Origin of the sequence: Mycobacterium lehmannii (genome assembly GCF_001499925.1) — a bacterium.
Classification (GTDB): Bacteria; Actinomycetota; Actinomycetes; order Mycobacteriales; family Mycobacteriaceae; genus Mycobacterium; species Mycobacterium lehmannii.
Map to the genome: position 1 here is coordinate 252,358 of NZ_LQIR01000001.1, position 24,968 is coordinate 277,325.

The window sequence follows — 24,968 nt, forward strand, 5'->3', positions numbered from 1 at the left end:
CTGAACATGGCAGCTGAAACCGAGTACGACGTCATCGTTGTCGGGTTCGGTGCTGCCGGCGCCGCCGCCGCGATCGAGGCTGCCGATCGCGGAGCGCGCGTCCTGGTGCTGGATCGGGGGTATGGCGGCGGCGCGACTGCCTTGTCGGGCGGGATCGTCTACGCGGGCGCGGGTACGGCCGAACAGCGGGCCGGCGGATACGACGACAGCGTCGCGGACATGCGGGCGTATCTCGAACAGGAGGTCGGCGACGCGGTCAGCAGTGAAACCCTTCGGAGGTTCTGCGAACAGAGCCCGGATCTGATCGAGTGGCTCAAGAGTCAAGGGGTCGGGTTCCGCGGCGGTCCCGTGTCCTCATACAAGACGTCGTATCCGACCGACGATTTCTACCTCTACTACTCCGGCAACGAGAAGGCCCATCCCTACGCGCGGCACACGCGGCCCGTGCCGCGCGGGCACCGCGTGGTGGCTCCGGGTATGAGCTCGGGCAAGGTGCTGTTCGAGAACCTGCGCCGTTCGGCGAAAGCCAAAGGCGTCGAATTCATTCCGTTGTGCCGAGTGCATCAACTCATCGCCGATGACCACGGGCGGATCCGCGGGGTCCGGTACCGCGCGATGCCGACGAACCATCCCGACGCGCGCAAGCACCGCGTTCTGACCAAGCTCACCGGAAAGGCAGGCACCTGGCTGCCCGGCCTGGTCAAGGGCGTGGTCGAGCGCGCCGAGACGCTGTGGTCCGACGCCGCCGTGGACGGCGAGGCATCCGCACGGTCAGTGATACTGGCCGCCGGCGGTTTCATTCACAACCGTGAGTGGATGGCCGAACACGCTCCGGAGTTCATGAAGATCTCGCCGCTCGGCACCCCCGGCGACGACGGCTCAGGTATCGCGCTGGGAGTCGAGGCCGGCGGCATGACCGACAAGATGGGCAACATCACGGCCTGGCGTTTTCTGTCGCCACCGAGCGCATTTCTCGAAGGTCTCACCGTGGGCCGGGACGGCCGACGCATCGCCAATGAAGACCTCTACGGCGCGACGCACGGCAATGTGATGATGCGCGAGTTCGGCGGCGCGGGCTGGGCCATCTACGACGCCCCGACCTGGAGGAAAGTAAAGACCCAGATTCGAACGCAGACACAGCTCTTCCAGCGCCTGCAATTGATGTACCTGTTGACGGTCGGACACCGCAAGGCGTCGACGGTGGAGGAGATCGCGCGCAAGAACGGGATCGATCCGACGGGTCTGCGCCGCACTGTCGAGGAGTACAACCGCGGCATTGCCGGCGGCGCGGGCGACCCCGCGCACAAAGAGCCGGATCTGTGTCCCCCGCTGACAACCCCGCCGTTCTACTCGATCAACATCTCTGCGGACTCGTCGATGTTCTACCCGATCCCCGGGCTGACACTCGGCGGCCTCATCGTCGATGAACACACCGGCGAAGTCGCCCATCGTGACGGTGGAACCGTGGCCGGCCTCTACGCCGCGGGTCGCAATGCGGTCGGTATCTGCTCCAACAGCTATGTCAGCGGGTTGTCCATCGCGGACTGCATTTTCAGCGGACGGCGCGCAGGGGCGCACGCGTCGGACACGCTACGGTCGGTCTCGAGTGATCGAGATCGCCTGTGACGCACTACTGCCTGGATCCCGACGCCGCGGCGCGGGTTGCGCAGTTCGGGGACGTGGCGCCGATGCGGGAGCGTGGACTCGACGCGGTGCGTGACGCTTTGGAATCCGCGCCGCTGCCCGAAATGCCGGAGATGGCCGATGTCGAGGATCGGATCATCGAGGGACCCGTCGGGGAGATCCCCCTGCGCATCTACCGACCGTCGACCGAAAGCGGCGCCCCCGCGGTCGTCTACTTTCACGGCGGCGGGATGGTCCTGGGCTCGAACCATTCGTTCGAACCGTTGGCGCGCAACCTCGCCCACCACTCCCACGCCACTGTGGTGTCCGTCGACTACCACCTGGCCCCCGAAGCGGCACCCCCGGCCCAGTTCGACGACGCCTACGCCGCGACCCGTTGGGTCGCCGAACACGCCGATGACCTCCGCATTGACAGCACCCGCGTCGCGGTGGCCGGCGACAGCGCGGGGGGCACACTGGCGGCCGGCGTCGCATTGGCCGCCCGTGACCGCGGTGGGCCGGCCCTGTTCGCCCAGATCCTGATGTATCCGGGCGTTGACAAGGATCTCGGGGCCCCGTCGATCCGAGCCATGCCCGAGGCGCCGATGCTTAGCGTCGTCGACATCGAATACATGCACGAGCTGGCCGACGGTCCGGAGCGCCCGTACACGATTCCCGCACGCGCACAAGATCTGTCGGACCTGCCGCAGGCCATCGTCGTCACCGCCGAAGCCGATCCGATCCGCGACTGGGGCGAGCGCTACGCGGACCGGTTGCGCGACGCGGGAGTACAGACGACGGTCACCCGCTACCCCGGCATCTACCACGGGTTCCTGATGCGTTCAGAGGCGACGGCCCGTGGGCGACTGGCGGTTGCCGAGATCGGCGCACTGCTACGCGCGAAGTTCGCCCATCCGCTGCCCTTCTGATCGAGCGGAAAACAGATGTCCCGATGACCGGACAGGCACGCGGCCACTTGCGGGCCACAACACCAGAATTGGCCAAGCGACCGGCATGAGATGCCGACCTCGAGAGTAGGAGAGAACATGCTCACCCAAGAGCAGCGGATGGAGTTGTCCGACGTCCTGCGGCCCGCTTCACCGCCCCGCGAGATCGACAACCTCTATACCGACGACCAGCGGGAGCGCCTCCTCGACGTGGTGCGCACCCAGGGGCCGTGGAAGCTGATCATCGCCCAGCACTTCGCGTCGGCCGAAGAACTGATGGCCACCATGAGCGGGTTGTTCCCCGAGGGCTTCACCCCCTCGCTGGACCTGTTCCTCACCGCGACGTTCCGCGGTTATCTGGCCAACTACGGCACGGTGCTCTATCCCGAGCTGCACGACTGCTTCTACAACCAGCGCTTCGTCGAGTACGCCAAGAGCTACTGGAACGCCGACTACGCCAAGCCCGAGATGATGCTGTTCAACATCAACGGCCCCTGCGCCAACCGCGATCCCGGCCACCTGGACTCCCCCAGCTTCCGCGGCGTGCGCCACGAGAACGCTCCCACCTGGCTGACCAGCGTCATGGGCAAGTCCGGGCTGTTCCGCGACTACCTCATCAAGATGGCTCAGGTCATCACGTGGTTCTCGCTCGACGAGGGCAGCGGTTTCACCTACTGGCCCGAGGGCCCTCTCAAGCCGCCGAAACGCCTGCTGCCGCCGGTCTACAACCGCGGTGTGCTCGTGCAGAACGAGATGATGGTGCACCGCGGCGAGGCCAACGGGCCGCTCGATCAACAGACCCCCGCGGGACTGGCGTTCGACACGGTGTTCACCGGGGATCCGTCGGACCGCGACTTCTGGCTGCTGAAGAACGGCGACGACGTGATCGCCCGCCACCACACCGACGAACTGCGGTTCCTGGTGCACTGGTCGGCGGAGGTGTTCACCGACTTCGACGAGCTCAAGAAGAACATGGACGGCAGCGACGATCTGACCATCGACAAGGCGATCGACATGCTCGTCGACGATGTGCACTCCAAGGGCATCAAGCTCGACGTGCCGAGCGAGCCTCTGCACGATCCGGAGTTCATCGCGGCGCTGAACGCGGTCTACGACCTCGGCGGGCCGGCGGAGTACCCGAAGGAAGCTCCCCTGTCGGAGTTCCAGCTGACCTAGGGGCGGTTTCGGTGCGCTATCGGTCGCTCAGCGATCGGTAGCGCACCGAAATCACACTGCTTCGTCGACGATCGGCAACGCCCCGCGGCGCGCCGCCTCCTCGATCGAATCCCGCAGTTCGAAGCAGACCAGGAACGGCCTGCCGTCGTGCGCGTGGATGGCCTCGGCGTCGCGGCGCTGGTGGCACTTTCGGGCGGCCTCGGCGTCCCACTGCACGCTGGTCTGCTGCCAGGTGCTCTTGCGCACCAAAACGGTTGCCGCGCAGAGTCGGCACATCACCGAGGTCATCGGCGCGTCGGCGAGTCGGTTGTCCTGGCGGACGCTCATCCCGCGCTCGTGACGGCGTCCCGTGCGGCGATATTGGCCTCGACGATCTTCATCCATTCCTCGCGCGGCCGGGTGGTGTCGATCTCGTATTCGAAGCGGTCCACCATGTCCGGCGTCACGTCGGCGACGTCGACGTAGAACTGCTCGTACCAACGACGCAGTTGGTAGACGGGCCCGTCCTCCTCGCACAGGAGCGGATTGTCGATGCGCGCCTTGTTCTTCCAGATGGCGACGTCCTGCTCGAAACCCATCTTCACGAAGTCGCCGAGACCGATCGCCGTTTGCATCGCGAGGTCCTCGGGCAGGTTCTCGGACTTCTTGACGATGATCCCGTACTGCAGCACGAAGGAGTTCTGGTCGATCGGATAGTGACAGTTGATCAGCACCGTCTTGTGATCGACGTCGGTGTAGTGATACGTCAGGTCGTCAATCATGAAGGACGGCCCGAAATACGATGCGACCGAGGTGGTTCCGAGCATCTGCGTCGGCCCCGGCTCGCCGAGATCGGGCCGGCCCGCGCTGTTCATGTACTGGGTCGCGACATGGCCTTCGAAAATGTTCTTGAAGTGCGTCGGCAGCGAGCCGTGGATGTAGAAGAAGTGGGCCATGTCGACGACGTTGTCGATGATCTCGCGGCAGTTCGTGTTGACCACGGTCGTATACCAGTGCCAGTCGGTCCACTCGTCGCTTGTGGCGCCCTCGATGCGCGGGATCGTGACCTCCGGCGGCGGGGGGTTGCCCTCCGGGTCGTTCCAGATGAACAGCATGCCGTCCTGTTCGAGCGTGGTCCAGGTCGCGGTGCGGGCCAGCCGCGGCACTCGCTTGCTGTAGGGCACCTTCTTGCACCGACCGTCACCGCCCCAGCGCCAGTCGTGGAACGGGCACGCGATCTCGTCGCCCTTGACCTCGCCCTGGCTCAGGTCGCCGCCCATGTGGCGGCAGTACCCGTCGAGGACGTTGAGGCGGCCGTCGCCGCCGCGGAACACCACCAGCTTCTTGCCGAATGCGTAGACCTGGTGCGGCTTACCGTCACCGAACTCTCTGACCAGACCTAGGCAGTGCCAGCCTCGGGCGAACCGCGACGGCGCGGCCTCGGCCTCGATCTGGCGGACCTCGATGTCGGTGTCCATCGTCATACCGCTGTTCTAGCAGCCCCACCGGCCCTGTTCACGGTTCTGTTCCGCTCATCAGGACATCGATACCGGCCCGCTGCCATCCGCTCTACGTTGATGGCTTGTGAACAGCGCGCACGCGGCGACGATCCCGGAGGGCCTGCCCGTAACCGATACGACCGTCGATCTGGTGGTGGTCGGTTCCGGCACCGGTATGGCGGCAGCCCTTGCCGCTCATGAGCGCGGCCTGTCCGTGCTCATCGTCGAGAAATCGACCTATGTCGGAGGTTCCACCGCCAGGTCCGGCGGGGCGTTGTGGCTGCCGGCCAGCACGGTGATCAACGGCGACGGCGGTGCCGACACCGCGGAGCGGGCGAAGACGTACCTCGGCGCCGTGGTCGACGGGACCGCGACCTCCCAGCGCTCGCACGCATTCGTGGCCCACATCGGCGCGACGGTCGAGCTTCTGCGGCGTACAACGCCGATGCGGCTGTTCTGGGCGAAGGAGTACTCGGACTACCACCCCGAGGCGCCCGGCGGCACGGCCGTCGGCCGCACGTGCGAATGCCGTCCCCTCGATTCGGCGATTCTGGGCCCGTACCGCACGCGACTGCGACCCGGCGTGATGGAAGCCAAGGTTCCGATACCGACCACCGGCGCCGATTATCGATGGCTGAACCTGATGTCGCGGATGCCGCGCAAGGGTCTGCCGGTGGTCGCCAAACGCCTCGGCCAGGGTGTGGGTGGTCTGCTGCTCAAGCGGCGATACGTCGCCGGGGGCCAGGCGCTGGCAGCCGGTCTTTTCGCCGGTGTCCTGCGCGCTGGCATCCCCGTCTGGACCGACACCACGCTGCTTCGGCTGGTCGCCGACGGCGATCGGGTGAGCGGCGTGGTGCTGAGCCATGGCGGCGCCGACATCACCGTGTCCGCGCGCCGCGGTGTCGTGCTCGCGGCGGGCGGTTTCGACCACCAGATGGACATGCGGTGGAAATTCCAATCGGAATTCCTCGGCGAGCATGCCAGCCTGGGCGCCGACACCAACACCGGCGATGCCATCCGCCTGGCCCAGGACATCGGCGCTGCAACCGATCTCATGGATCAAGCGTGGTGGTTCCCCGCCGTCGCCGCACTGCCCGGTGCGGAGCCGAAAGTCATGCTGGCGGAGCGGTCGCTTCCCGGATCGATCATCGTCGACCAGAGCGCGAATCGCTTCGTCAACGAGGCGACCGACTACATGTCATTCGGACAGCGGATCCTCGAGCGGGAACGCGCGGGAAACCCCGTCGAGTCGATGTGGATCGTCTTCGATCAGGGCTATCGCAACAGCTATGTCTTTGCCGCCGAACTGTTCCCACGGATGGCGATACCCAAGCGCTGGTATGACGCCGGCATCGCGCATCGTGCCGATTCGATCGCCGAACTCGCACCCAAGATGAACCTCGACGGGTCAGCCCTCACCTCGACCGTCCAGCGCTTCAACGCAAACGCAGGAGCGGGTGTCGACCCGGACTTCCTGCGTGGGGCCAGCGCCTACGACCGCTACTACGGCGACCCGACGGTCACGCCGAACCCCAACTTGCGCCCACTGGATCGCGGACCCTTCTATGCCGTCAAGATGGTGCTGAGCGATCTCGGCACGTGTGGCGGCTTGCGCGTCGACGACCGCGCCCGGGTGCTACGAGAGGACGGCGGCACGATCGACGGGTTGTATGCGATCGGCAACACCGCCGCCAACGCGTTCGGTGCCACCTACCCCGGAGCGGGCGCGACGATCGCGCAGGGTCTGGTGTACGGCTACATCGCCGCCGCGGACGCCGCCGACCGGTGACCGATCAGTCGTCAGCCTCGGCCTTCTTTTCGATCTCGTACCAGTATTCGGTTGCGGGCCAGGGAATCTGGGTACCGGGTTCGATGCCGGCGTCGGCGAAGGCGGCTTCGGCCTCGTCCAGTTCTTTGAGCATCTTCAACGCGAGTTCGCGTTCGGCGGCGTAGTACCTCTCGGCCCACTGCAAGGCGACCTTCGCGTACGCCCACGACGGCTCCACGCCTGCCCACTTGGCGTCCTTGGCGGCCTTGCGCTGCATGTCATCGGCGTAGGCGACGTGCTCCTGCAGAATCTCCTTGAGCCGTGCCGGATCGGTGAGATGTCCGAACGTCACGCGCAGCAACGGGTTGTGCTTGAGCACCGGCGGATCGACCGGAGATTCGTTGGCCCACTTCCGCACCGCCTCCAGACCGGCCGGGGTGATCCTGTACAGCCGACGGTTGCGGGTGCCACCGGTGCTCTCGACGCGTGATGACAGCAGTTCCAGCCGCTCCAGCTTTTTCAGCTCTGAGTAGATCTGGCTGTAGGCGGGGCTCCCGTAGAAGAACCGCATGCTCCATTCGATCCACTTGCGGATGTCGTAGCCCGACAGTTCGTGTTCGTACGACAGCATGCCCAGCAACGCCCAACTGGTCGCAGCCAGATTCGGCTTCGCGTCGGACGTGCTTTTCGCCATCCGGTCAGCCTAACAACGACAGCTCGAACCGCTCGTCCAACGCACCACTGGCCGGGACGGCGCCTTGCGGCGGCGTCGGGGTTTACGCACCCTGAACCCATGGCCGGCTCCGAACTCGACGATCTGCGCGATGTGTACGAACCCTTGGCGCAAGCGGTGCGCCGACTCGTCGACGTCACGATCCGCACCACAGCGGATGCAGCAACCGTCGAAGCGGTGAGGAACCGGATCGACAGCGCTAGTGACGAACTCAGCGCATCGCTGCTTGGCGACTCATTCGGTGTGCAACACACCCGCGACGGCGAGGCGATGGTCTGGGGCAATGTCGTCATCGGGGTGCGCAACCCGGCCGCCCCGCCGCTGGTGGTCCATCACGACACCGACGGCCGAGTCTGGGCCGAATTCACGCTCGGCGCCGCATTCGAAGGTCCCCCGGGACATGTCCACGGTGGAGCCTGCGCGATGCTGCTCGACCACGTGCTCGGCGCCACGGCGCACAAACCGGGCAAGCCGGCGGTGACGGGCACGCTGACCATGCGCTATCGGCGTGGGACCCGGCTCAGGCACCCGCTGCGTGCGGAAGCCTGGGTCGAACGAATTGAGGGCGTTAAGACGTTTGCCGTCGGGCATATCGCCGACGCCGACGGCGTGACCGTCGAAGCCGACGGTGTCTTCATCCATCCGCGAGTTCCGTGACACCTCGCCTGAGTAAGGCATTCGAGCCGTCACCGGCTTCTGTCGGCCAACCACTCGCGTTGTCGACGGAGGAAATCCGCGTCGACGACGGCGCCGTGACCGGGGACGTAGACCGCGTTCTCGCCTCCGATCGCCAGTAACCGGTCCAGCGTCGCCGGCCAGGCGTCGAGGTCGGAATCCTCGTCGACACACGGATCGCCCGACTCCTCGACGAGATCACCGCAGAACACCACCCGCCGGGTCGGATCCGTCACCGCCGCGATCAGGTCGTGGCCGGTGTGCCCGCGACCGGGGTGGCTGAGCGACACCGTCGGTCCGCCGAGGTCGACGACGGCCTCCCACACCTGTCGATCGGGCTCGCGCAGGGCGCCGAGCGCCGCGTTCACCTCGTCACCGTCGGCGCCGTGCCGTAACGCGTCGGCACGCAGATGCTCCTTGCCGGACGTCATGGTGTCGGCCACCGGCGGTGCGCAGTACACCTGCGCACCGACGAACACGCCAGATCCGAGGACGTGGTCGAAGTGGTTGTGCGTCAGCAGTACGTGCCGCACCTGATGTTCGGCGAGTTCGGCGACGTCGGCGCTGACGGCACGCGCTTCGCTCAGCGTGCTGCCCGTGTCGATCAGCATGCCGCCGTCACGCCCGACGACCAACCCGACGGTGACGTCGAGGAACGGCAGCCGCGTGCGGAACACCCCGTCAGCCAGCCGGTCCCATCGAAAATTCACTGCCCCAACGTAAGCGGCTGCGCGGTTCGGTACTGGTCGAGCACCGACGGTGTGGGATCCGCGCGGTAGGACGCGGTGCCACCGAGCCTCCACGTCGGCGCTGCGTCCCCCTCCGACAAGGTCCATGCGGCCTGCCTGGCCGCACCCAGCGCCACGTACTCCGCGGGTACGGGCACCTGCACGGCCGTCCCCAGAATAGCGGGCGCGATCTGTCGCACCGCCTCCGAACGCGCCCCTCCGCCCGTCAACATGATGCGCTGCACTTGAACACCGTGCGCCCTGATCTTGTCGATGCAGTACGCCATCGAGCACAACAAGCCCTCGACAGCTGCCCGAGCAACATTGGCGGGCAGGAGGTTTCGCGTGGTCACGCCGTGCAGGGCGCCGGCCGCGGCGGGCAGATTCGGCGACCGCTCCCCCTCCAGGTACGGCACCAGCGTGAGCCCTTCTGCGCCAGGCCGCGCCGACAGCGCCAGGCGGTCCAGTTCGTCGAACTCCACGGCCAACATCCTGGCGACGGCCGCGAGCACGGGAGCACCGTTGAGCGTGCACACCAACGGCAACTGGTTCCCGGTCGCGTCCGCGAAACCGGCGACGATGCCTTCCGGATCCCGAGGTGCGACGGTTCCGACGGCGCTGACCACCCCCGAGGTTCCCAACGACACCACGCAATCACCCTGCCCGGCGCTCAGCCCGAGCGCCGCTGCCGCGTTGTCGCCGGCACCAGGGCCCAACAACGCGCCCGTCGTCGAGTGCCCGGCGGGTGCGGACGGTCCGAGCACCGGCGGGACGAGTGGCCTCCTCCCGCGCATGGCCATCTCGAGTAGGTCGATGTCGTAGTCGCCGGTCGCCGACGAAAAGTACCCCGTCCCGCTGGCGTCGCTGCGGTCCGTGCGGAGATCGCCGAGGTCGGAAGACCCGCTGAGGCGCCAAGTCAGCCAGTCGTGTGGGAGACACACCGCCGCGGTCGCATCGGCGTGCCCGGGTTCGTCATCTACAAGCCAGCGCAACTTCGTCGCGGTGATCGCCGCGACCGGCACCACGCCCACGCGCGTGGCCCACTCCTGCGGGCCGCCCAGCTCGTCGACCAGGTCGACCGCGGCCGCACTCGACCGAACGTCGTTCCACAGCAGCGCATCTCGCACGACCCGCCCGCCGTCGTCCAGGCAGATCATTCCGTGCTGCTGGGCCCCCACCGAGATCGCCGCCACGTCGTGTAACCCGCCCGCCGCCGAGACGGCGGCCTGCAGAGCCGACCACCACGACCGGGGATCGACCTCGGTGCCGTCGGGGTGCGGGGCCGAACCCGACCGGACCACCGACCCGGTGTCGGCATCACAGACGATCACCTTGCAGGACTGAGTGGATGAATCTATTCCCGCGACGAGCGCCACGTTCGCCAACCTACTCCGGCGTCGCGCCCCGTTTGTGCCGCCCACAACCGTGGATCGGTCGACCAGCCGCGGCGCCGCCTGCCAGAATCAGGTGTGAACTCGGAGCGCCCCGACCTGGCAGGGCCTGACGGTTACCACCGCGACGAGACGGAAGCCCAACGGCTGGACCGCAATTGGTCCAGCTTGCTGCAGGAGCTACGGGTGGCTCAGACGGGTGTCCAGCTGCTCACGGGCTTCCTGCTGATCTTGCCGTTCACCGACCACTTCTCCGATCTCGACGGTGTCATGCGGACCGTCTACCTGGTGACGGTGGCCTGCTCGATCGGGGCGACGGTCCTGCTGATCGCTCCGGTGAGCATGCACCGGCTGTTGTTCCGTCGGCACCGCATGCGCACGTTGGTGTCGACGGCGCACTCCTTCGCCATCACCGGCACGCTGCTCCTCGGCGTCGCGCTCGCCGGCGTGGCGACGATCATCTTCGACGCCGTCGCCGACCGGGTGGCGGCATGGATCGCCGGGGGCGGCGTGCTGGTCGCGCTCATCGTGTTCTGGTATCTCGTGCCGCTGCAACACCGCACCCCCCACGATGCCTCGTAACGACGTTTGCGTCCCCGCTCGCCTGGGAACACCTCGCGCATGTTGATTCGACGTATCGCGCGCCCGATGCTGTCAGCAGCCTTCATCGCCAGAGGCGTCGAGGCCCTACGCAGCCCGAAACCCGCGGCCGACGCCGCACGCCCGACGCTGGAGGGTCTGAGCAAACTGCCGGACCCGGTCGGCACCAACGTTCCGACCAACGCCGAGACCGTCGCCCGCGCCACGGCCGCCGTCCAGATCGGCGGTGGCCTGCTCCTGGCCACCGGCAAACTACCCCGGCTCGCCTCTGCCGCGCTCGCACTGAGCGTGGTACCGGGCAGCCTTGGCGGACATACGTTCTGGAGTGAGACAGACCCCGAGCGCAAGGCCGAAGAACGGCGTGCGTTCATCACCGACGTGAGCTTGATCGGTGGGCTGATCATCGCCGCGGTCGACACCGAGGGCAAACCCTCGATCGGTTGGCGCGGTCGACGGGCGGCCCACAAGGTGTCCGAAGCGGTCAGCACGGCGTTGCCCGTCGGGGCGGCGGCCGGTGGCACTCTCGCCGACAGCGCGTTGGCCGACAAGGTCGGTCACGGCCTGCAGGTCGGCGCCGAACGCGGCCGCGAGTTCGCCCACGTCGCCCGCGAGCGCGGCGCCGAACTGGCCGAGGTCGCCCGCGAACGCGGACCCGAACTCGCCGAACGGGCCCGCAAACGGGGTGCCGAACTGGCCGACGTCGCCCGTGACCGCGCGCCCGAACTCGCTGAGGTGGCGCGCAAGCGCGGATCGGTACTCGCCGACGTCGCGCGGGAACGCAGCTCGGAGTGGGCCGACGTCGCCCGCGACCGCGCGCCCGAACTGGCCGAGACGGCGCGCGAACGTGCGACGGAGTTGGCCGAGACGGCCCGCAAGCAAGCCGACACGGCACGCAAACAGGCCGAGACGGCCCGCAAGCAGGCACGCAAAGAGGCCAAGCGCCAGCAGCGCAAGCTTCGCTGAGGTTTCCACCGAGCGATCGGAAAGCGCCCCTGATCGGTCGGGGTCGCCGGTACATTGACTCGGATGACTAGCGGAAATCTCGGACCCCAGCCTGGACAGTACGGCGGCGGCTACCCCGCGGGCGGCGGTCGGCCGGGCGGCCTGCTTCTGCGTTGGCTCGCGCGGTTCATCGACGGCATCCTCGTCGGAATCGTGAGTTGGCTGTTGGCCTTCGCCACCGACTCCGCCTCCAACATCATGGTCACCGGTTTCTTCACCGGCGGCCTGATGTTCGTCTACTTCCTCGCCTTCGAAGCGGGTACGGGCTCGACTCCGGGCAAGAAGTTGCTCGGCCTGACCGTTCGCGGCCCCGGCGGGGCAGCCAAGCCGACCGCCGCTCAGGCGGCCATTCGCAACTCGTGGACGCTGCTCCCGATCATCCCGTTCGTCGGCGGACTGCTCGGCGTCATCGCGATCATCGTCATCGCTGTGACCATCAGCGGCAGCCCGACCAAGCAGGGCAAGCACGACGAACTCGCGGGCGGAACGCAGGTCGTCAAGGGCTGACCGTCGGACCGGTCGACGCCGTTGACCCCGACTTGGGTCCGGGGGTCAGATCACCAGCCACACAACGAGGCTGAAGCCGAATGCGGTAAGGCCGAGCGTGGTCTCCATGACCGTCCACGTCTTCAGCGTGGTCTTCACGTCCATCCCGAAGAAGCGGCTGACCAGCCAGAAGCCCGAGTCGTTGACGTGTGAGAGCACGGTGGCTCCCGCGGCGATCGCGATGACCAGCAGGGTGAGGTGGAGACTGCTCAGGCTCGCCTCGGCCGCTGCGGCGCTGATCAGCCCGGCCGTCGTCGTCAGCGCAACCGTCGCCGATCCCTGGGCCACCCGCAGCAGCGTCGCGATGATGAAGGCCTGAACGATCAGCGACATCCCCAGACCCGACAGAGAGTCACTCAGCGCGCTGCCGATGCCGCTCAACCGCAGCACCCCGCCGAACATGCCGCCGGCCCCGGTGATCAAGATGACCGAGCAGATGGGCCCGAGCGCCTTGTCGTAGAGGGCGCTGACCTCGTCCATCGACCGGCCCCGCCGCAGACCCAACACCACGGCCGCGACGATCACCGTGATCAGCAGCGCGACGCTGGTGTTGCCGAGCAGCATGAGGTACCGGACCCACGTGGCGTCCTCTTCCAGAGTCCCGGCGGTCACCAAGGTGTCGAGAACGGTGTTGAACGAGATCAACACGAACGGTAGAAGCAGAACGCCGAGCACCGAGGCGAAGGACGGAGCGGTTCGGGCCGCGGTGGCCACTCCTCCCGCCCCGGCCCCGTCGGGGGCGTCGCCAGCATCGTCGGAGCCGGAAATGGTTGTTCCGCCGTTGATCTCGCCGAACAACGCCGTCGGAATGTCGACGTGCACCCGGCGCCCGATCGCCCGGGAAACCAGCAGCACGCCGATGTACCAGGACAGAATGGCGACCGGAGCGCCGACCAGAAGCGTCACACCGATACTGGCGCCGAGCGCCTCGGCCGCCGCCACCGGCCCCGGATGGGGCGGAACCAGCGCGTGCATGGCGGCGAACGCACCTGCGGCGGGCAGACCGTAGAGCAGCAGCGACCCTCCGAAGCGCCGGGCGACGGTCATGATGATGGGCAGGAACACGACGAGACCGGCGTCGAAGAAGATCGGGAATCCGAACAGCAGCGCGGCGACGCCGAGCGCGAAGGGCGCCCGTTTCTCGCCAAACCGGGCGATGAGCGTATCGGCGAGAACCTGGGCGCCGCCGGTGACTTCGAGCAACCGACCGAGCATCACGCCGAAGCCGACGAGCAGCGCCACCGAGCCGAGCGTGTTCGAGAAGCCGTAGCTGATGGCGTCGGGAACGTCGCCGACCGGAATGCCCGCGGCCAGCGCCGTGAGCACGCTGACGAGCACCAGCGCCACGAAGGCGTGCAGCTTGACCTTCATGATCAAGAACAGAAGGACCGCCACCGCCCCCGCAGCGATCAGCAGGAGCGTGGTGGCTCCGTAGGCGGGATCGATTGCTTCCATCAGGCCTCCGAACTGTCGATGTCGTACGATTTCAGGCCAATCGGCGGATGGTCAAAGTGCCCTTTTGGCATCGTCTTTGGTTCATCCGGTGTGTCGGCCACGCGTATTACCGGCCGGTCGAGCCCGTTGCCGATACATAGCTCTCGACGATGGCATCGATGCTCTGGTCGACGTCGATGTCGACGCCGTGCTCATCGGATCCCAGCGGTTCGAGCGTCTCAAATTGCGAAGCCAGCAGCGATGCCGGCATGAAGTGACCGGGACGGCTGGCCTGCCGCCTGCCGATGACCTCGGGGGTTCCAACCAGATGCAGCAGTGCCATCTCAGGGCAGTGACGCCGCAGTTGATCGCGGTACTTGCGCTTGAGCGCAGAGCAACTCATCACCCCGCCCGTTTCGCACCGTTCGGCCAACCACTCGCCGATCGCTTCGAGCCACGGATAACGGTCGTCGTCGTTGAGCGCCTCGCCGGAAGTCATCTTCGCGATGTTGGCAGGCGGATGGAAGTCGTCCGCATCGGCGAACGGTACGCGCAGACGCTGCGCGAGCGCGGCACCCACGGTCGACTTACCCGAGCCCGAAACGCCCATGACCACGATCGGAGCGACCATTCCCTCCACCTACCCAGTTGTGTTTGGCATCACACAGCATGCCGTAATAGGCATACGATTGCAATACCGTCACGTATTGGTATGTCTTTAAATCGGTCTGGGGATCCTATGAAAAGATGTATGCGTGGCGTCTCAACCAATCGTCGGCGCGCTGCATGGCAATCTTCTCAAGGCGCTGGGCACGGCGATCGTCTCCGGTGAGTATCCCGCCGGGCAGGTGCTGACCCTCGACGGGGTCAGCGCGCGTCACGGGGTATCGCGCAGCGTGGCGCGCGAGGCGATCCGGGTGCTCGAATCAATGGGGATGGTCGAATCGCGACGACGGGTGGGCATCACGGTCCTGCCTTCGCAGAAGTGGAATGTCTTCGACCCCAGGCTGATTCGCTGGCGCCTGGAGGACGGCGACCGGGCCGCCCAACTCCTCTCGCTTTCCGAGCTACGCCGCGGTTTCGAGCCGGCGGCGGCGGCGCTGGCAGCGCGTCGAGCCAACCCGGACCAGTGCCGCATCATGGCGGCGGCCGTTTCGGACATGGTCGTACACGGCCGCGCGGGTGACCTCGAGGCTTATCTGGAGGCCGACAAGCTGTTCCACCGGACCATGTTGGAGGCCAGCGGCAACGAGATGTTCCGCGCGCTCGACGGCGTGGTCGCCGAGGTGCTCGCCGGGCGGACGCACCACGGGATGATGCCCTCGACACCGAACCCGGCCGCGATCAACCTGCACGACGAGGTGGCGCGCGCGATCAGGATGCGCGACGAGGCGGCAGCCGAACACGCCATGCGGGCGATCATCGACGAGACCAGTTCGGCGGTGGCCGGGGACGACTCGGGGCATTGACCCGTCTTGATCGGGCCGCGGCCAGCCGGGATCGAGGTCAGTGGTTAACTGCCGACGTGGACAGGCAACCATCGTTGGCGCGCCGATTCTTCGATCGACTCGAACCCGTGCACGCCGTCACCTACTTCGCCCCGGAAGCTCGTGCCGCCCTCGACGGCCTTGGCTACAAGGGATTCTGGATGGGCTACTTCGCGGCCAGATCGGCACCGCTGGGCGTGGTGGCGCCCGAGGTGGTGACCGCGGCGTTCTACAACTTCGCGCCGCAACGGGTGGCCAAGGCCCTTCCGGCGGCATGGGAAGTCGCTGCCCCGGCCGACGCGCTGCGCGTGCGACAGGAGTCCGCGGTGGAGGCGCTCGAGCGCTACGGCGTCGGACAGGGTGACGACGCGGCGACAGCGGCCGACTTGCTGGCCAAGGCCGCCCGCAACGCCGCGCTCGACGGTCGATGCCTGTTCGCCGCCAACGCGGCCCTGCCGTGGCCGGACGAACCGCTGGCCAAGCTCTGGCACGCCGCCACGTTGCTGCGCGAACAACGCGGCGATGGTCACATCGCGTTGCTCATCAGTCACGGGATCTCCGGTCGCGAGAGCAACATCCTGCACGCCGTTGCAGGGCGCGTGCCCAAGGAGATGATCATGCGCAGCCGTGACTACGACGACGAACAGTGGGCCCTGTACCGGGACCGGCTCGCCGAGCGGGGGCTGATCGACGGTGACGAGCTCACCGACGCCGGCCGCGATCTCAAGCAGCAGATCGAGGACGGCACCGACCGGTTGGCGTTGCCGGTGCTCGACGCATTGAGTGACGACGAGATCGAGATGTTGTTCCGCACGCTGACCCCGATCACCCGCAAGGTCGTCGCAGGCGGTGACCTCCCCGCCGCGACGCCGATGGGCCTGAACCGCGACGACCTCGACGACGACAGCGCCCACCTCCCCTAGCCGCTTGTGCCGCGAGCGTGCGAGTCTGCACACGACACGCCGCGGTGCGTCAGCATTTTGCGCACGCTCACGGCACGCTGAGTGTCGTGATGGTGCTCAAATCGGTGATGCTGTTCGTCCTCGCCGCGCTGCTGGAGATCGGCGGCGCGTGGCTGGTGTGGCAGGGCGTGCGTGAGCATCGCGGTTGGTGGTGGATCGGGGCGGGGGTGATGGCGCTCGGCGCTTACGGTTTCGTCGCAGCGTTTCAGCCCGACGCCCATTTCGGTCGGGTCCTGGCGGCGTACGGCGGGGTCTTCATCGCCGGTTCACTCGCGTGGGGCATGGTCGCCGACGGTTTCCGGCCCGACCGGTGGGATGTCACGGGTGCGCTGATCTGTCTGGCCGGGGTCGGCCTGATCATGTACGCCCCGCGGTAGCGCACGCTCGCTGCGGTGCGAGCGTGCACGACACGCTGAATTTTCGCGGCGTGTCGTGTGCAGACCCGCACGCTCGCACAACAGAGGCGAGTTGCTACGGCTGGTTGCGGTTCCACTCCAGCCAGCCCACGCCGTTGCGGCCGTCGGCGGTCGTGATCGTCGCCCATGCGCGCGGGAAGTGGCTGATCCGGCCGTCGGGGGAGGTCAGCAGCACGGGAGCATGGGCGCGCACCTTTGCTGTGACTGTGACGTCGCCGGGCGCGAGGGTCAGCGTCGTCTCCACCGGTAACGCGTTGTCGGCGAACGTCTCTCGCGCCGAAACGGTCTGCAGTTCGATGAGCGGTTCGCCGGGTGGTTGCACATAACCGATTCCGAGCGGCGGGGCGCCGGGGATACGGATGTCGACACCGTGCAGGTGGGTGCCGTCGTCGAGGTGCAGTGCGCTCCACACCCAGTCCATCGCCCACCAGTCACGCACACCCCAGGAGTGGTCGCGCTGGCCCGGCACGTCAGTGAACGTGAACTCGCGACCGTCGACGGACACCGTGCCCGACACCGAGCACGGAATCTCGTATCGCGGTGTCACCCGGTACAGATACGGAGTGCCGGTGGTGGTCCACTCGAGTTCCATCGACACGTCGACCGGGCGGCCGGATTCGTTGCGTAACAGTGCGGCCGGATCGTCGTACGCCTGGCCGCGGCCACGCATCGTGACGCGGAAGGTCTTGAGCGGTTCGGTCGGGGTCAGCGTCAGTTCGATCGCATCGGTGCCCTCGAAGTCGAGCAGCGCGTAGGTCGGGATGTCCGGACCACACACCAGGCCGTTGATCCAGGACGTCTCGATGTTCGGGTACAGCCCGAGACGCACCCACCCGCCGATCTCCTGCTGCGGGTCGACGAAGTCGAAGTACCAGCTCTCATTCCACAGCGGCTCGTCACCGGGCGGGTGTTCGCCATCATCCTCGGCGGTGGGCGCAAGCGGTTCTGGCGCAGTCGGTTCTGGCAGCGCACTCAGCGCGTCGACGTCGAGCACATGCTCGCAATGGCGAGCCAGCATCGTCATGAACATCTCGTCGCCGCGCTCGGTCCGCTCGACGAGCATCGACGAAATGATCGCCATCATCACGCCGAAGAAAGTCTGCCTACGCACCCCGTCGCGCACGTCGTGGAGGGTGATCGGAGGATTCGGACCGAGCGCGGAGTGGTATGCGGAAAGCAGCGCGTCGTAGTGCTCGCGGCGCACCTCGACGGGAAGCGCACAGCCCATGAAGTACGCGACGTCCGTCATCGCCGGTCCCCACGTGACCGTCTGCCAATCCACCACCGTCAAAGGACGATCCGCGCCCGGCTGCCCGAACAGCATGTTGTCGAGGCGGTAGTCGCCGTGCACGAGCCCCATGACCCGATCGGGCGCGGATTCGGCGGCCAGATACTCGTCGAAGCTCGCGATCAGTCGCTCGCACACGTCGCGGTGCGCGGGCGCGATCTGGTCGGCGTACCGCTCGGCGAAGCCCGCGTACAAGCCGGCGATCAGCGCCTGGTTGACCGGCGCCTCTCGGTTGAGCCACTCGGCGCTCGCGACGGCGGGATCGCAGAGCAGCGGTCCGTGCAACCGGCCGAGCTCGGACAGCGCCAGCATGGCCTGCTCAGCTGAGGCGCCGCGGATCTCGTCGCCGACGGTCGCGGGTCCCGCGTCGCCGAGCAGCAGATGGAAGGCGCCGGTTTCGGCGTTGAACGCCGAAGAGAAGCACGGCGCCACCGGTCCCCCGATCCGCGGCGCGATGTCGGTGTAGAACCGCACCTCGCGTTCATACAGGCCCAGCGCCAAACCGGTCTGCCTGCTGACCGAGTCGGTCGCGGCCACCTTGAGCACCACGGTCGCGGGGCCGGTGTCCTCACCCGCATACGTCAACGCGACGCGGTAACACTCGCTCATCTGGCCGGTCCCGATGCGCTCGTAGGAAAAGTCCGCAACAGGTGAACCGATCGCCGACGTCAGCCACTCGGCGTTCAGTTCCGCGGGGCGCTCGACGACATCGATGGTGGGCACTTTTCTCCTCTGTGTGAACACTGGCGGCTAGGGGCCGCCGTTAACGCGAGACTAGCGAGAAGTTCGCCCATGCCTCCCTGCGGGCGGCGTGCGGGTCGAACTCGATGCGCGGGCGCTGATCGAACACTTGCACGGCGCGGTCCGCGCCGGTGTAGGTGGGCCAGTCGGGGCCGGGAACGCCGGTGCGGGCGAACTCGTGCCAGCGGCGTTGGACGTCGTCGCTGACTCGCAAGGCTGTTCGGCGGTCACCGACGGCGGTCAGCAGACGACCGAACCCGGTGCGGTAGACGTCAAACACCGCCAACAGTTCGGTGGCGTGCGTCGCGCCGAGTCCCGACCAGCGCAGCGGCCGCGGAGCGTAGTCGTAGCGGTAGAGGTAGGTCGGCGCATGGCGGCTGTGAGCCTCGGCGATCTGCCAGGCGGCCGAACCGAAGGCGAAATCGCTGCCGAATTGGACGCATGCCTTCTGGTTCGGATAGCCGGGGTACGCGGCGGTGATGCGTTCGCGCTCTTCGGGTTCGGCCTCGGCGAGCAGCCGCTCGATCATCGGCTCGGACATGGGCAGCAGCTTGAGGAAGCGACCGAAGAGGTTGGCCTCTTCGGCATTGGTTCCGACGATGAGCGGAAGCCGGTGTCCCTTACCGCTGCGCATCGCCTCCACCGGATCCTCTGGCAGGTAACCGGTTCCGCTCGTGGGACCGGCCGCGAAGGCGCCGAGCATCTCGCGCTGGCCTTGTTTGATCAGCTCTTCGAACGCGTCCACCAGTTCGGCCGGCCGCGCCGCCATCACCGCGTCGGCGCCGTCGTCCTCCCCCGCGCCCAGCATCGCGGCGAACCGCGTCGCGTACTGTGCGGCCACCTCCGGGGTGCGCACCATGCCTGCCGCCGGGCTCTCCGAGATCGCCTTGGCGAAAAGGCCTTTCGCCGCGGGCACTGCGAGCAGCGTGGCCACGGCGTGCGCTCCGGCGCTCTCACCGAAGATCGTCACATTGTCGGGATCGCCGCCGAACACCGCGATGTTCTCGCGTACCCAGCGCAGGGCCATCACCAGGTCGCGCAGATACAGGTTGTCGTCGATCGTGATGTCCTGGTTCGACAGCGACGAGAGGTCCAGACACCCCAGCGCGCCCAGGCGGTAGTTGACCGATACGTACACACATCCCTTGCGGGCCAGCGCCGCACCGTCATAGATCGGCGTGGCCGACGTCCCCATGAAGTAGCCGCCGCCGTGGATGAAGACCATGACCGGCAGCGCGGAGTCCGACTGCTTCTTCGGGCTCACCACGTTCAGGGTCAGGCAGTCTTCGCTCATCGGTTGGTACTTGCCCGGCGCCAGCATCGTGTACATGCGTTGCTGCGGGGCGCAGTTGCCGTATCCGTGGCAATAGCGCACGCCGCGCCACGGCTGCACCGGCTGGGGCGCGCGCAGGCGCAGCGGACCCACCGGCGGGCGCGCGTAGGGGATGCCACGCCAACGGTGCACACCGTCGCGGGTGAACCCCTCGATGGTGCCGGAGGCGATGGTCGCGCGGACGGTGTGTTCGTGCATCACCCGACGTTAGCAATGACCTTTCAAGCAGGGCCTCCCGCCGCGCCTGGCCAGGGATTGCGTGTCGGCCCGCTAGCCTGGCCGGTATGCGAATGGCTGTGCTGATCGCGTCTGTGCTGGTAGCGGGGTGTTCGACGACGACGGGCGGACAGGCTGAACGGATCGAACCGATCCCGCCGGCGCCGTCGGCGAGTTCGCCCACCACGACCACGACCAAACCGAAGCCGACCGCTCCACCGGCCCCCGGCGCGCCGATCGGCGACGTGGTCGCCTGGGTCGAAGCCGGTGAACCCGCTGACGCCGGCCAGTACCACGTGGCCACGCGTGAGGGCCAGACGACCGACCTCGGGGAGGACGTCGCGTTCACCACGCCGTCGGGCAAGACCAGCTGTATGACCGACAGCCAGTACGCCGACGGTGCGTTGGCCTGCCTGGTGGACCTGGTCGACCCGCCGCCGCGGCCGGATGACGCCTACGGCGAGTGGAAGGGCGGCTGGGTCGACTACGACGGCAACAGCGTGACCGTCGGCTCCGTGCACGGAGACCCCGGCCGGTTCACCGCCGGCGAGGGGCCCGAGCTTCCGTACGGCCTGGTGCTGTCGTTCGGGGACTACCGCTGCCGCACCGACACCGTCGGACTCTTCTGTGTCAACCACGCCTACCAATCCGCGGTCAAGTTCAGCGATGCAGGCATCGAACCCTTCGGCTGCCTGCAGTCGGTCGCCGCGCCCCCGCAAACCGGCGAGAAGTTCAGCTGCTGACCACCCGCGCTAGGCGACGCCCTTGCGCTTCAGCAGCGGCAACACGCCTTCGGCGAACCAGTAGGCCTCTTCCAGGTGCGGGTAGCCCGACAGGATGAACTCGTCGAAGCCGAGTGAGTAATACTCACAGATCAGATTGGCGACCTCCTCATGGCTGCCGACGAGCGCCGTGCCCGCGCCGCCTCGCACCAAGCCGACACCGGCCCACAGGTTCGGGTAGATCTCGAGCTGGTCGGTCCGACCGCCGTGCAGTGCGGTCATCCGCCGCTGCCCTTCGGATTGCGACCGAGTGTGCAGCGCAGTGGCTTTGGCGATCTGGTCGGTGCGCAGTCCTGACAGCATGTCGTTCGCGACCGCCCAGGCGGCCGCCGAGGTGTCGCGGCTGATGGTGTGCAGCCGGATGCCGAACCGCACGGTGCGGCCGCGTTGTTCAGCGAGTTCACGGACTCGCGCGATCTTCGTGGCGGCGTCCTGCGGGGGCTCGCCCCACGTTAGGTAGACGTCGACGTACTTCGCGGCGATCGGCAGCGCGGCCGGTGACGATCCGCCGAAGTAGATCTGCGGCAGCGGATCCGGCGGCTCCGACACCCGGGCGTCGGCGACCTTGTAGTAATCGCCCTTGAAGTCAAGCGATTCCTGACGCCAGATGGCGTCGACGATGTGGAGGAACTCCCCCGTCCGCGCGTAGCGCTGGTCGTGGTCGAGCCAATCCCCGAACCGGCGCTGTTCGACATCGTCACCCCCACTGACGATGTTGAGCAGCACACGCCCCTCGGAGAACCGCTGCAGCGTCGCGGCCTGCTGCGCGGCGAGTGTGGGCGGCGTCAGCCCCGGCCGGAACGCGACGAGGAACTTCAGCCGCTCGGTCTCCGCCAACAGGGCGGATGCGCTCAACCACGCGTCCTCACACCAGGTTCCGGTCGGGGTGAGCACCCCTTCGTAGCCCAGGCGGTCGGCGGCGCGGGCCACCTCGGCGAGGTAGCGCCGCGTCGGCGGACGGTAATTGGCGGGCACGGTCTGCTGTGACGACGCGTGCGAGGAACCGACGATGGAGCGGCCGTCACCGCTCGTGGGCAGGAACCAGAAGAACCTTCCCGTGGACATGTCGCTCCTAATCGCGAGTGAGGTAGAGAGGTTTGAGCACGTCGGTATAGCGGCGGTCGACCCAGCGCGCGAAATCCGGTGCCGCCGCGATCTGTTCGCACTCGGCGAACAGGTCGGCCATCTCCTGCTCGGACGCGATCAGTTCTTCGGACAGGTCGGTGGGCAACCGCAGGCTGCGCCCCTGGGCGAGTGCGGCGACCGCGGGATCGAGACCGACTTCCTCGCCGTAGCGTTTCGCCCACCGCTCGCGGTTGTCGTCGGCCCACCGGACGGCGTTGGCGTAGCGCTGCAGCAGATCGCTCAGTGCGGTATTGCGTTTCGGGTCGGCCAGTGCGGCGTCCGAGGCGACACCGAAGCCTGCGCCGTTGGTGACACCGGTCGCGGTGGCGATGCTGCGCACCGCGAGATCGGTCTCGGCCTGCGCGGTGTAGGGATCCCATACGGCCCACACGTCGACGCGACGCTGGGTGAACGCCGACAGCGCGTCGGCGGGTTGCAGGAACACCAGTTTCACGTCGGCCACGCTCAATCCGGCGCGGTCGAGTTGAACCAGCGTATGACCATGTGCCGAACTGCCTTTGGCAACCGCGATGCTCTTGGCCCGCAGATCCGCCACGCGTTGGATCGGCGCGTCGGCGTGCACCAGGATCTGATCCCCGTATCCGCCGCCGTCGTATGCCGACACCACCTTGACCTTCGCGTTGGAAGCGGCACCGAAGATCGGCGGTGTGTTGCCGGTGATCGCGAAATCGATCTTTCCGGCGGTGGCGGCCTCGATCTGGGGCGGACCGGATGTGAACGTGGAGAAGCTGATCTTGTACGGCAGGCCGTCAAGGCCGCCCGATGCGCGCAGCAGCGCCTCGGTGCCGCCCTTCTGGTCGCCCACGTTGAGCGTGAGTCCGGCGAGGTCGGACAACGCCACGGTGGCCGGTGCCTCCTGTGCGCTCGGGCTGTCCTGCCGTGACACGCATCCGCTCACCAACAGGCCGATGAGCGCGAGTACGGCGATGACCCTGGACATGACGAATCCCTTCGGTTGCTTACGGTTTCAGCTGTGTACGCCGAGCTGGGCGAGCAGTTCGGCACGGTGGTTCTCCGCGCCGATCGAGGTGCGTGGGTCGGCGATATCGAGCGTGTGGGTGACGCGGCCGTCGTCGAGCACGAGCACGCGATCGGCGAGCGCGACGGCCTCGTCGACGTCGTGCGTGACCAACAGCACGCCGAACCCGTGCTCGCGCCAGAGGTCGAGCAGCAGTTCACGCATGCTCAGCCGCGTCAACGCGTCCAACGCGCCGAACGGCTCGTCGAGCAGTAGCAAATCGGGTTCGGCCACCAGTGCACGAGCGAGCGAAACCCGCTGTGCCTGACCGCCGGAGAGCGTCAGCGGCCATGCGTCGGCACGGTCGGCGAGCCCGACGTCGGCAAGCGCCCGCTCGGCGCGTAACCGGGCCTGATCCTTGCGCAACCCGCTGCGAGTGAGCCCGTACTCGACATTCGTGCGCACGTCCCGCCACGGAAACAGCCGCGGCTCCTGAAAGGCCAGTGCGGGCGGGCCAGACACGACACGCTGCCCGCTGTGTTCGGTCGACAGGCCGGCGAGCACCCGCAGCACGGTCGACTTACCGGATCCGCTGCGGCCGATCAGCGCGACGATCTCGCCGCTGCCGATCCTCATCGACACGTCGACGAGCACGTGGTGCTCGCCGTACCACTTGTCGACGTGCCGCAGTTCGGCCGCGGTGCGGAGTTCCCGTGCGGTGGCCAATGTCATGAGCGGTACCTCAATGCGCGTCGTTCGAGACCGCGGACGATCGCGTCGGTACCGATACCGAGCAACGCGTACACGATCAGGCCGAAGATGATGATGTCGATGCGCAGGAAATCGCGCGCGTTGTTGATCAGGAAGCCGATCCCGCTGTCGGCGTTGATCTGCTCGGCGACGATCAACGTCAGCCATGCGATCGCCAACGACTGCCGGAACCCGACGAGCACCTGGGGCGCCGCGCTCGGCACGATGATGCGCCAGAACCGTTGCCAGAATGAAAAGCCCAGCACCTGAGCGGTTTCGAAAAGTTTCGGGTCGACCTGGCGGATAGCCGAGAACGTATTCAGGTACAGCGGAAAACTGACACCCAACGCGACCAGCAGCACCTTGGGCAGTTCGCCGATGCCGAACCACAGGATGAACAACGGGATCAGGCCGAGATGGGGCAGCGCCCTGACCATCTGCATGGGCGGATCAATACCGGCCTCCACCCACCGCGACAGGCCGACGGCCGTGCCGGCCGCGACACCGAGAACGCCGCCGAGGACCAGGCCCTCGACCACCCGGATTCCCGAAACGCTCAGCGCGTCGGCGAGTTGGCCGTTACGGACCAGCTCCACGCCCGCCTCGAGGATCAGCGACGGGGCGGGCAGCACGTCCTGGGAAATCACGCCGACCGCGCTGAGAAGCTGCCACAGCACCAGCAGGACCGCCGGCGACGCCAACCGAAAAGCCGCCCACTTGTGTTGGCGCCGAGTGCGATTCGCGGCCGGTACGGCCGTGCTCGGCGCGTTGGGCGCGGTGAGATCGGG

The 24,968-nt window shown here is 67.3% G+C and carries 25 protein-coding genes; 12 read left to right on the forward strand and 13 right to left on the reverse strand.

From position 1 onward, the window contains the following. The first annotated feature begins 6 nt into the window (after positions 1-6). The 3 genes from AU192_RS01240 to AU192_RS01250 all read left to right on the forward strand — a co-directional run bounded on the left by AU192_RS01240 (position 7) and on the right by AU192_RS01250 (position 3,746). The gene (locus AU192_RS01240) at positions 7-1,626 is read left to right on the forward strand and encodes an FAD-binding protein (RefSeq protein ID WP_064394175.1); all 1,620 of its coding nucleotides are present in this window, start codon (positions 7-9) and stop codon (positions 1,624-1,626) included. Further along, positions 1,623-2,552: an alpha/beta hydrolase gene (locus tag AU192_RS01245; RefSeq protein ID WP_064393880.1), complete on the forward strand. Its 930-nt coding sequence runs from the start codon at positions 1,623-1,625 to the stop codon at positions 2,550-2,552. Before AU192_RS01240 ends, AU192_RS01245 begins: the two co-directional genes overlap by 4 nt. Positions 2,553-2,669: 117 nt before the next feature. Beyond that, positions 2,670-3,746: a hypothetical protein gene (locus AU192_RS01250; protein WP_064393881.1), complete on the forward strand. Its 1,077-nt coding sequence runs from the start codon at positions 2,670-2,672 to the stop codon at positions 3,744-3,746. 51 nt (positions 3,747-3,797) lie between these two features. Here AU192_RS01250 and AU192_RS01255 read toward each other — a convergent pair whose 3' ends face one another. Continuing rightward, positions 3,798-4,073, reverse strand: a complete 276-nt coding sequence (locus AU192_RS01255) for a hypothetical protein (protein ID WP_064393882.1) — start codon at positions 4,071-4,073, stop codon at positions 3,798-3,800. Beyond that, positions 4,070-5,209 (reverse strand): 3-ketosteroid-9-alpha-monooxygenase, oxygenase component, encoded by a 1,140-nt coding sequence (locus AU192_RS01260; RefSeq protein WP_064393883.1) that lies wholly within the window; start codon positions 5,207-5,209, stop codon positions 4,070-4,072. Before AU192_RS01260 ends, AU192_RS01255 begins: the two co-directional genes overlap by 4 nt. A 100-nt stretch (positions 5,210-5,309) precedes the next feature. Here AU192_RS01260 and AU192_RS01265 point away from each other — a divergent pair, with 100 nt between their 5' ends. Beyond that, positions 5,310-7,013, forward strand: a complete 1,704-nt coding sequence (locus AU192_RS01265) for a 3-ketosteroid-delta-1-dehydrogenase (RefSeq protein ID WP_064393884.1) — start codon at positions 5,310-5,312, stop codon at positions 7,011-7,013. Positions 7,014-7,017: 4 nt separating this feature from the next. On the opposite strand, the gene AU192_RS01270 is transcribed toward AU192_RS01265, so the two are convergent. Beyond that, positions 7,018-7,686 carry a PadR family transcriptional regulator gene (locus AU192_RS01270; protein WP_064393885.1) on the reverse strand — a complete coding sequence of 223 codons (669 nt, stop codon included), beginning with the start codon at positions 7,684-7,686 and terminating at the stop codon, positions 7,018-7,020. 99 nt (positions 7,687-7,785) lie between these two features. On the opposite strand from AU192_RS01270, the gene AU192_RS01275 reads away from it, so the two are divergent. Then, positions 7,786-8,382, forward strand: coding sequence for a PaaI family thioesterase (locus AU192_RS01275; RefSeq protein WP_064393886.1), 597 nt, complete (start codon positions 7,786-7,788; stop codon positions 8,380-8,382). 29 nt (positions 8,383-8,411) lie between these two features. Here the strand turns inward: AU192_RS01275 and AU192_RS01280 are convergent, their stop codons facing one another. Both AU192_RS01280 and AU192_RS01285 read right to left on the reverse strand, forming a co-directional pair. Continuing rightward, on the reverse strand, positions 8,412-9,110 hold the full coding sequence (locus tag AU192_RS01280) for an MBL fold metallo-hydrolase (RefSeq protein ID WP_064393887.1): 699 nt from the start codon (positions 9,108-9,110) through the stop codon (positions 8,412-8,414). Then, entirely contained in the window at positions 9,107-10,504 is a 1,398-nt protein-coding gene (locus AU192_RS01285; RefSeq protein ID WP_064393888.1) for a xylulokinase, read from the reverse strand. The genes AU192_RS01280 and AU192_RS01285 overlap by 4 nt, the downstream gene beginning before the upstream one ends. Before the next feature lie 93 nt (positions 10,505-10,597). On the opposite strand from AU192_RS01285, the gene AU192_RS01290 reads away from it, so the two are divergent. The 3 genes from AU192_RS01290 (at position 10,598) to AU192_RS01300 (ending at position 12,628) form a co-directional block, all read left to right on the forward strand. Continuing rightward, positions 10,598-11,101: a DUF6328 family protein gene (locus AU192_RS01290; RefSeq protein ID WP_082693826.1), complete on the forward strand. Its 504-nt coding sequence runs from the start codon at positions 10,598-10,600 to the stop codon at positions 11,099-11,101. 39 nt (positions 11,102-11,140) lie between these two features. Then, the gene (locus AU192_RS01295) at positions 11,141-12,082 is read left to right on the forward strand and encodes a DoxX family protein (RefSeq protein ID WP_064393889.1); all 942 of its coding nucleotides are present in this window, start codon (positions 11,141-11,143) and stop codon (positions 12,080-12,082) included. Between the two features lie 63 nt (positions 12,083-12,145). Then, entirely contained in the window at positions 12,146-12,628 is a 483-nt protein-coding gene (locus AU192_RS01300) for an RDD family protein (RefSeq protein ID WP_064393890.1), read from the forward strand. Positions 12,629-12,673: 45 nt separating this feature from the next. Here AU192_RS01300 and AU192_RS01305 read toward each other — a convergent pair whose 3' ends face one another. Both AU192_RS01305 and AU192_RS01310 read right to left on the reverse strand, forming a co-directional pair. Then, positions 12,674-14,122: a GntP family permease gene (locus tag AU192_RS01305; RefSeq protein ID WP_064393891.1), complete on the reverse strand. Its 1,449-nt coding sequence runs from the start codon at positions 14,120-14,122 to the stop codon at positions 12,674-12,676. A gap of 106 nt (positions 14,123-14,228) precedes the next feature. Next, the gene (locus AU192_RS01310) at positions 14,229-14,732 is read right to left on the reverse strand and encodes a gluconokinase (protein WP_064393892.1); all 504 of its coding nucleotides are present in this window, start codon (positions 14,730-14,732) and stop codon (positions 14,229-14,231) included. A gap of 124 nt (positions 14,733-14,856) precedes the next feature. Between AU192_RS01310 and AU192_RS01315 the strand changes: the two genes are divergently transcribed. From AU192_RS01315 to AU192_RS01325, 3 genes are all read left to right on the forward strand, one after another. Beyond that, positions 14,857-15,570, forward strand: coding sequence for a FadR/GntR family transcriptional regulator (locus AU192_RS01315; protein ID WP_064393893.1), 714 nt, complete (start codon positions 14,857-14,859; stop codon positions 15,568-15,570). Between the two features lie 56 nt (positions 15,571-15,626). Beyond that, a complete protein-coding gene (locus AU192_RS01320) occupies positions 15,627-16,511 on the forward strand; it encodes an SCO6745 family protein (RefSeq protein WP_064393894.1) in 885 nt (294 codons plus the stop codon). An 89-nt stretch (positions 16,512-16,600) separates the two neighbouring features. Continuing rightward, positions 16,601-16,927 carry a YnfA family protein gene (locus AU192_RS01325; RefSeq protein WP_064393895.1) on the forward strand — a complete coding sequence of 109 codons (327 nt, stop codon included), beginning with the start codon at positions 16,601-16,603 and terminating at the stop codon, positions 16,925-16,927. 94 nt (positions 16,928-17,021) lie between these two features. Here the strand turns inward: AU192_RS01325 and AU192_RS01330 are convergent, their stop codons facing one another. Continuing rightward, positions 17,022-18,977 carry a DUF7064 domain-containing protein gene (locus tag AU192_RS01330; RefSeq protein WP_064393896.1) on the reverse strand — a complete coding sequence of 652 codons (1,956 nt, stop codon included), beginning with the start codon at positions 18,975-18,977 and terminating at the stop codon, positions 17,022-17,024. A 40-nt stretch (positions 18,978-19,017) separates the two neighbouring features. Further along, entirely contained in the window at positions 19,018-20,526 is a 1,509-nt protein-coding gene (locus AU192_RS01335) for a carboxylesterase/lipase family protein (protein WP_064393897.1), read from the reverse strand. A gap of 86 nt (positions 20,527-20,612) precedes the next feature. On the opposite strand from AU192_RS01335, the gene AU192_RS01340 reads away from it, so the two are divergent. Beyond that, on the forward strand, positions 20,613-21,287 hold the full coding sequence (locus tag AU192_RS01340; protein ID WP_064393898.1) for a hypothetical protein: 675 nt from the start codon (positions 20,613-20,615) through the stop codon (positions 21,285-21,287). 9 nt (positions 21,288-21,296) lie between these two features. On the opposite strand, the gene AU192_RS01345 is transcribed toward AU192_RS01340, so the two are convergent. Genes AU192_RS01345 through AU192_RS01360 form a run of 4 tightly spaced genes read right to left on the reverse strand, consistent with a single transcriptional unit; the run spans position 21,297 to position 24,881 of the window. Then, on the reverse strand, positions 21,297-22,391 hold the full coding sequence (locus tag AU192_RS01345) for an LLM class flavin-dependent oxidoreductase (RefSeq protein WP_064393899.1): 1,095 nt from the start codon (positions 22,389-22,391) through the stop codon (positions 21,297-21,299). A 7-nt stretch (positions 22,392-22,398) separates the two neighbouring features. After that, positions 22,399-23,412 carry an ABC transporter substrate-binding protein gene (locus tag AU192_RS01350; protein WP_064393900.1) on the reverse strand — a complete coding sequence of 338 codons (1,014 nt, stop codon included), beginning with the start codon at positions 23,410-23,412 and terminating at the stop codon, positions 22,399-22,401. A 27-nt stretch (positions 23,413-23,439) separates the two neighbouring features. Continuing rightward, complete coding sequence (locus AU192_RS01355) at positions 23,440-24,162, reverse strand: ABC transporter ATP-binding protein (protein WP_064393901.1); 723 nt, start codon at positions 24,160-24,162, stop codon at positions 23,440-23,442. After that, positions 24,159-24,881, reverse strand: coding sequence for an ABC transporter permease (locus AU192_RS01360; protein WP_231984692.1), 723 nt, complete (start codon positions 24,879-24,881; stop codon positions 24,159-24,161). The genes AU192_RS01355 and AU192_RS01360 overlap by 4 nt, the downstream gene beginning before the upstream one ends. Positions 24,882-24,968: the final 87 nt, after the last annotated feature.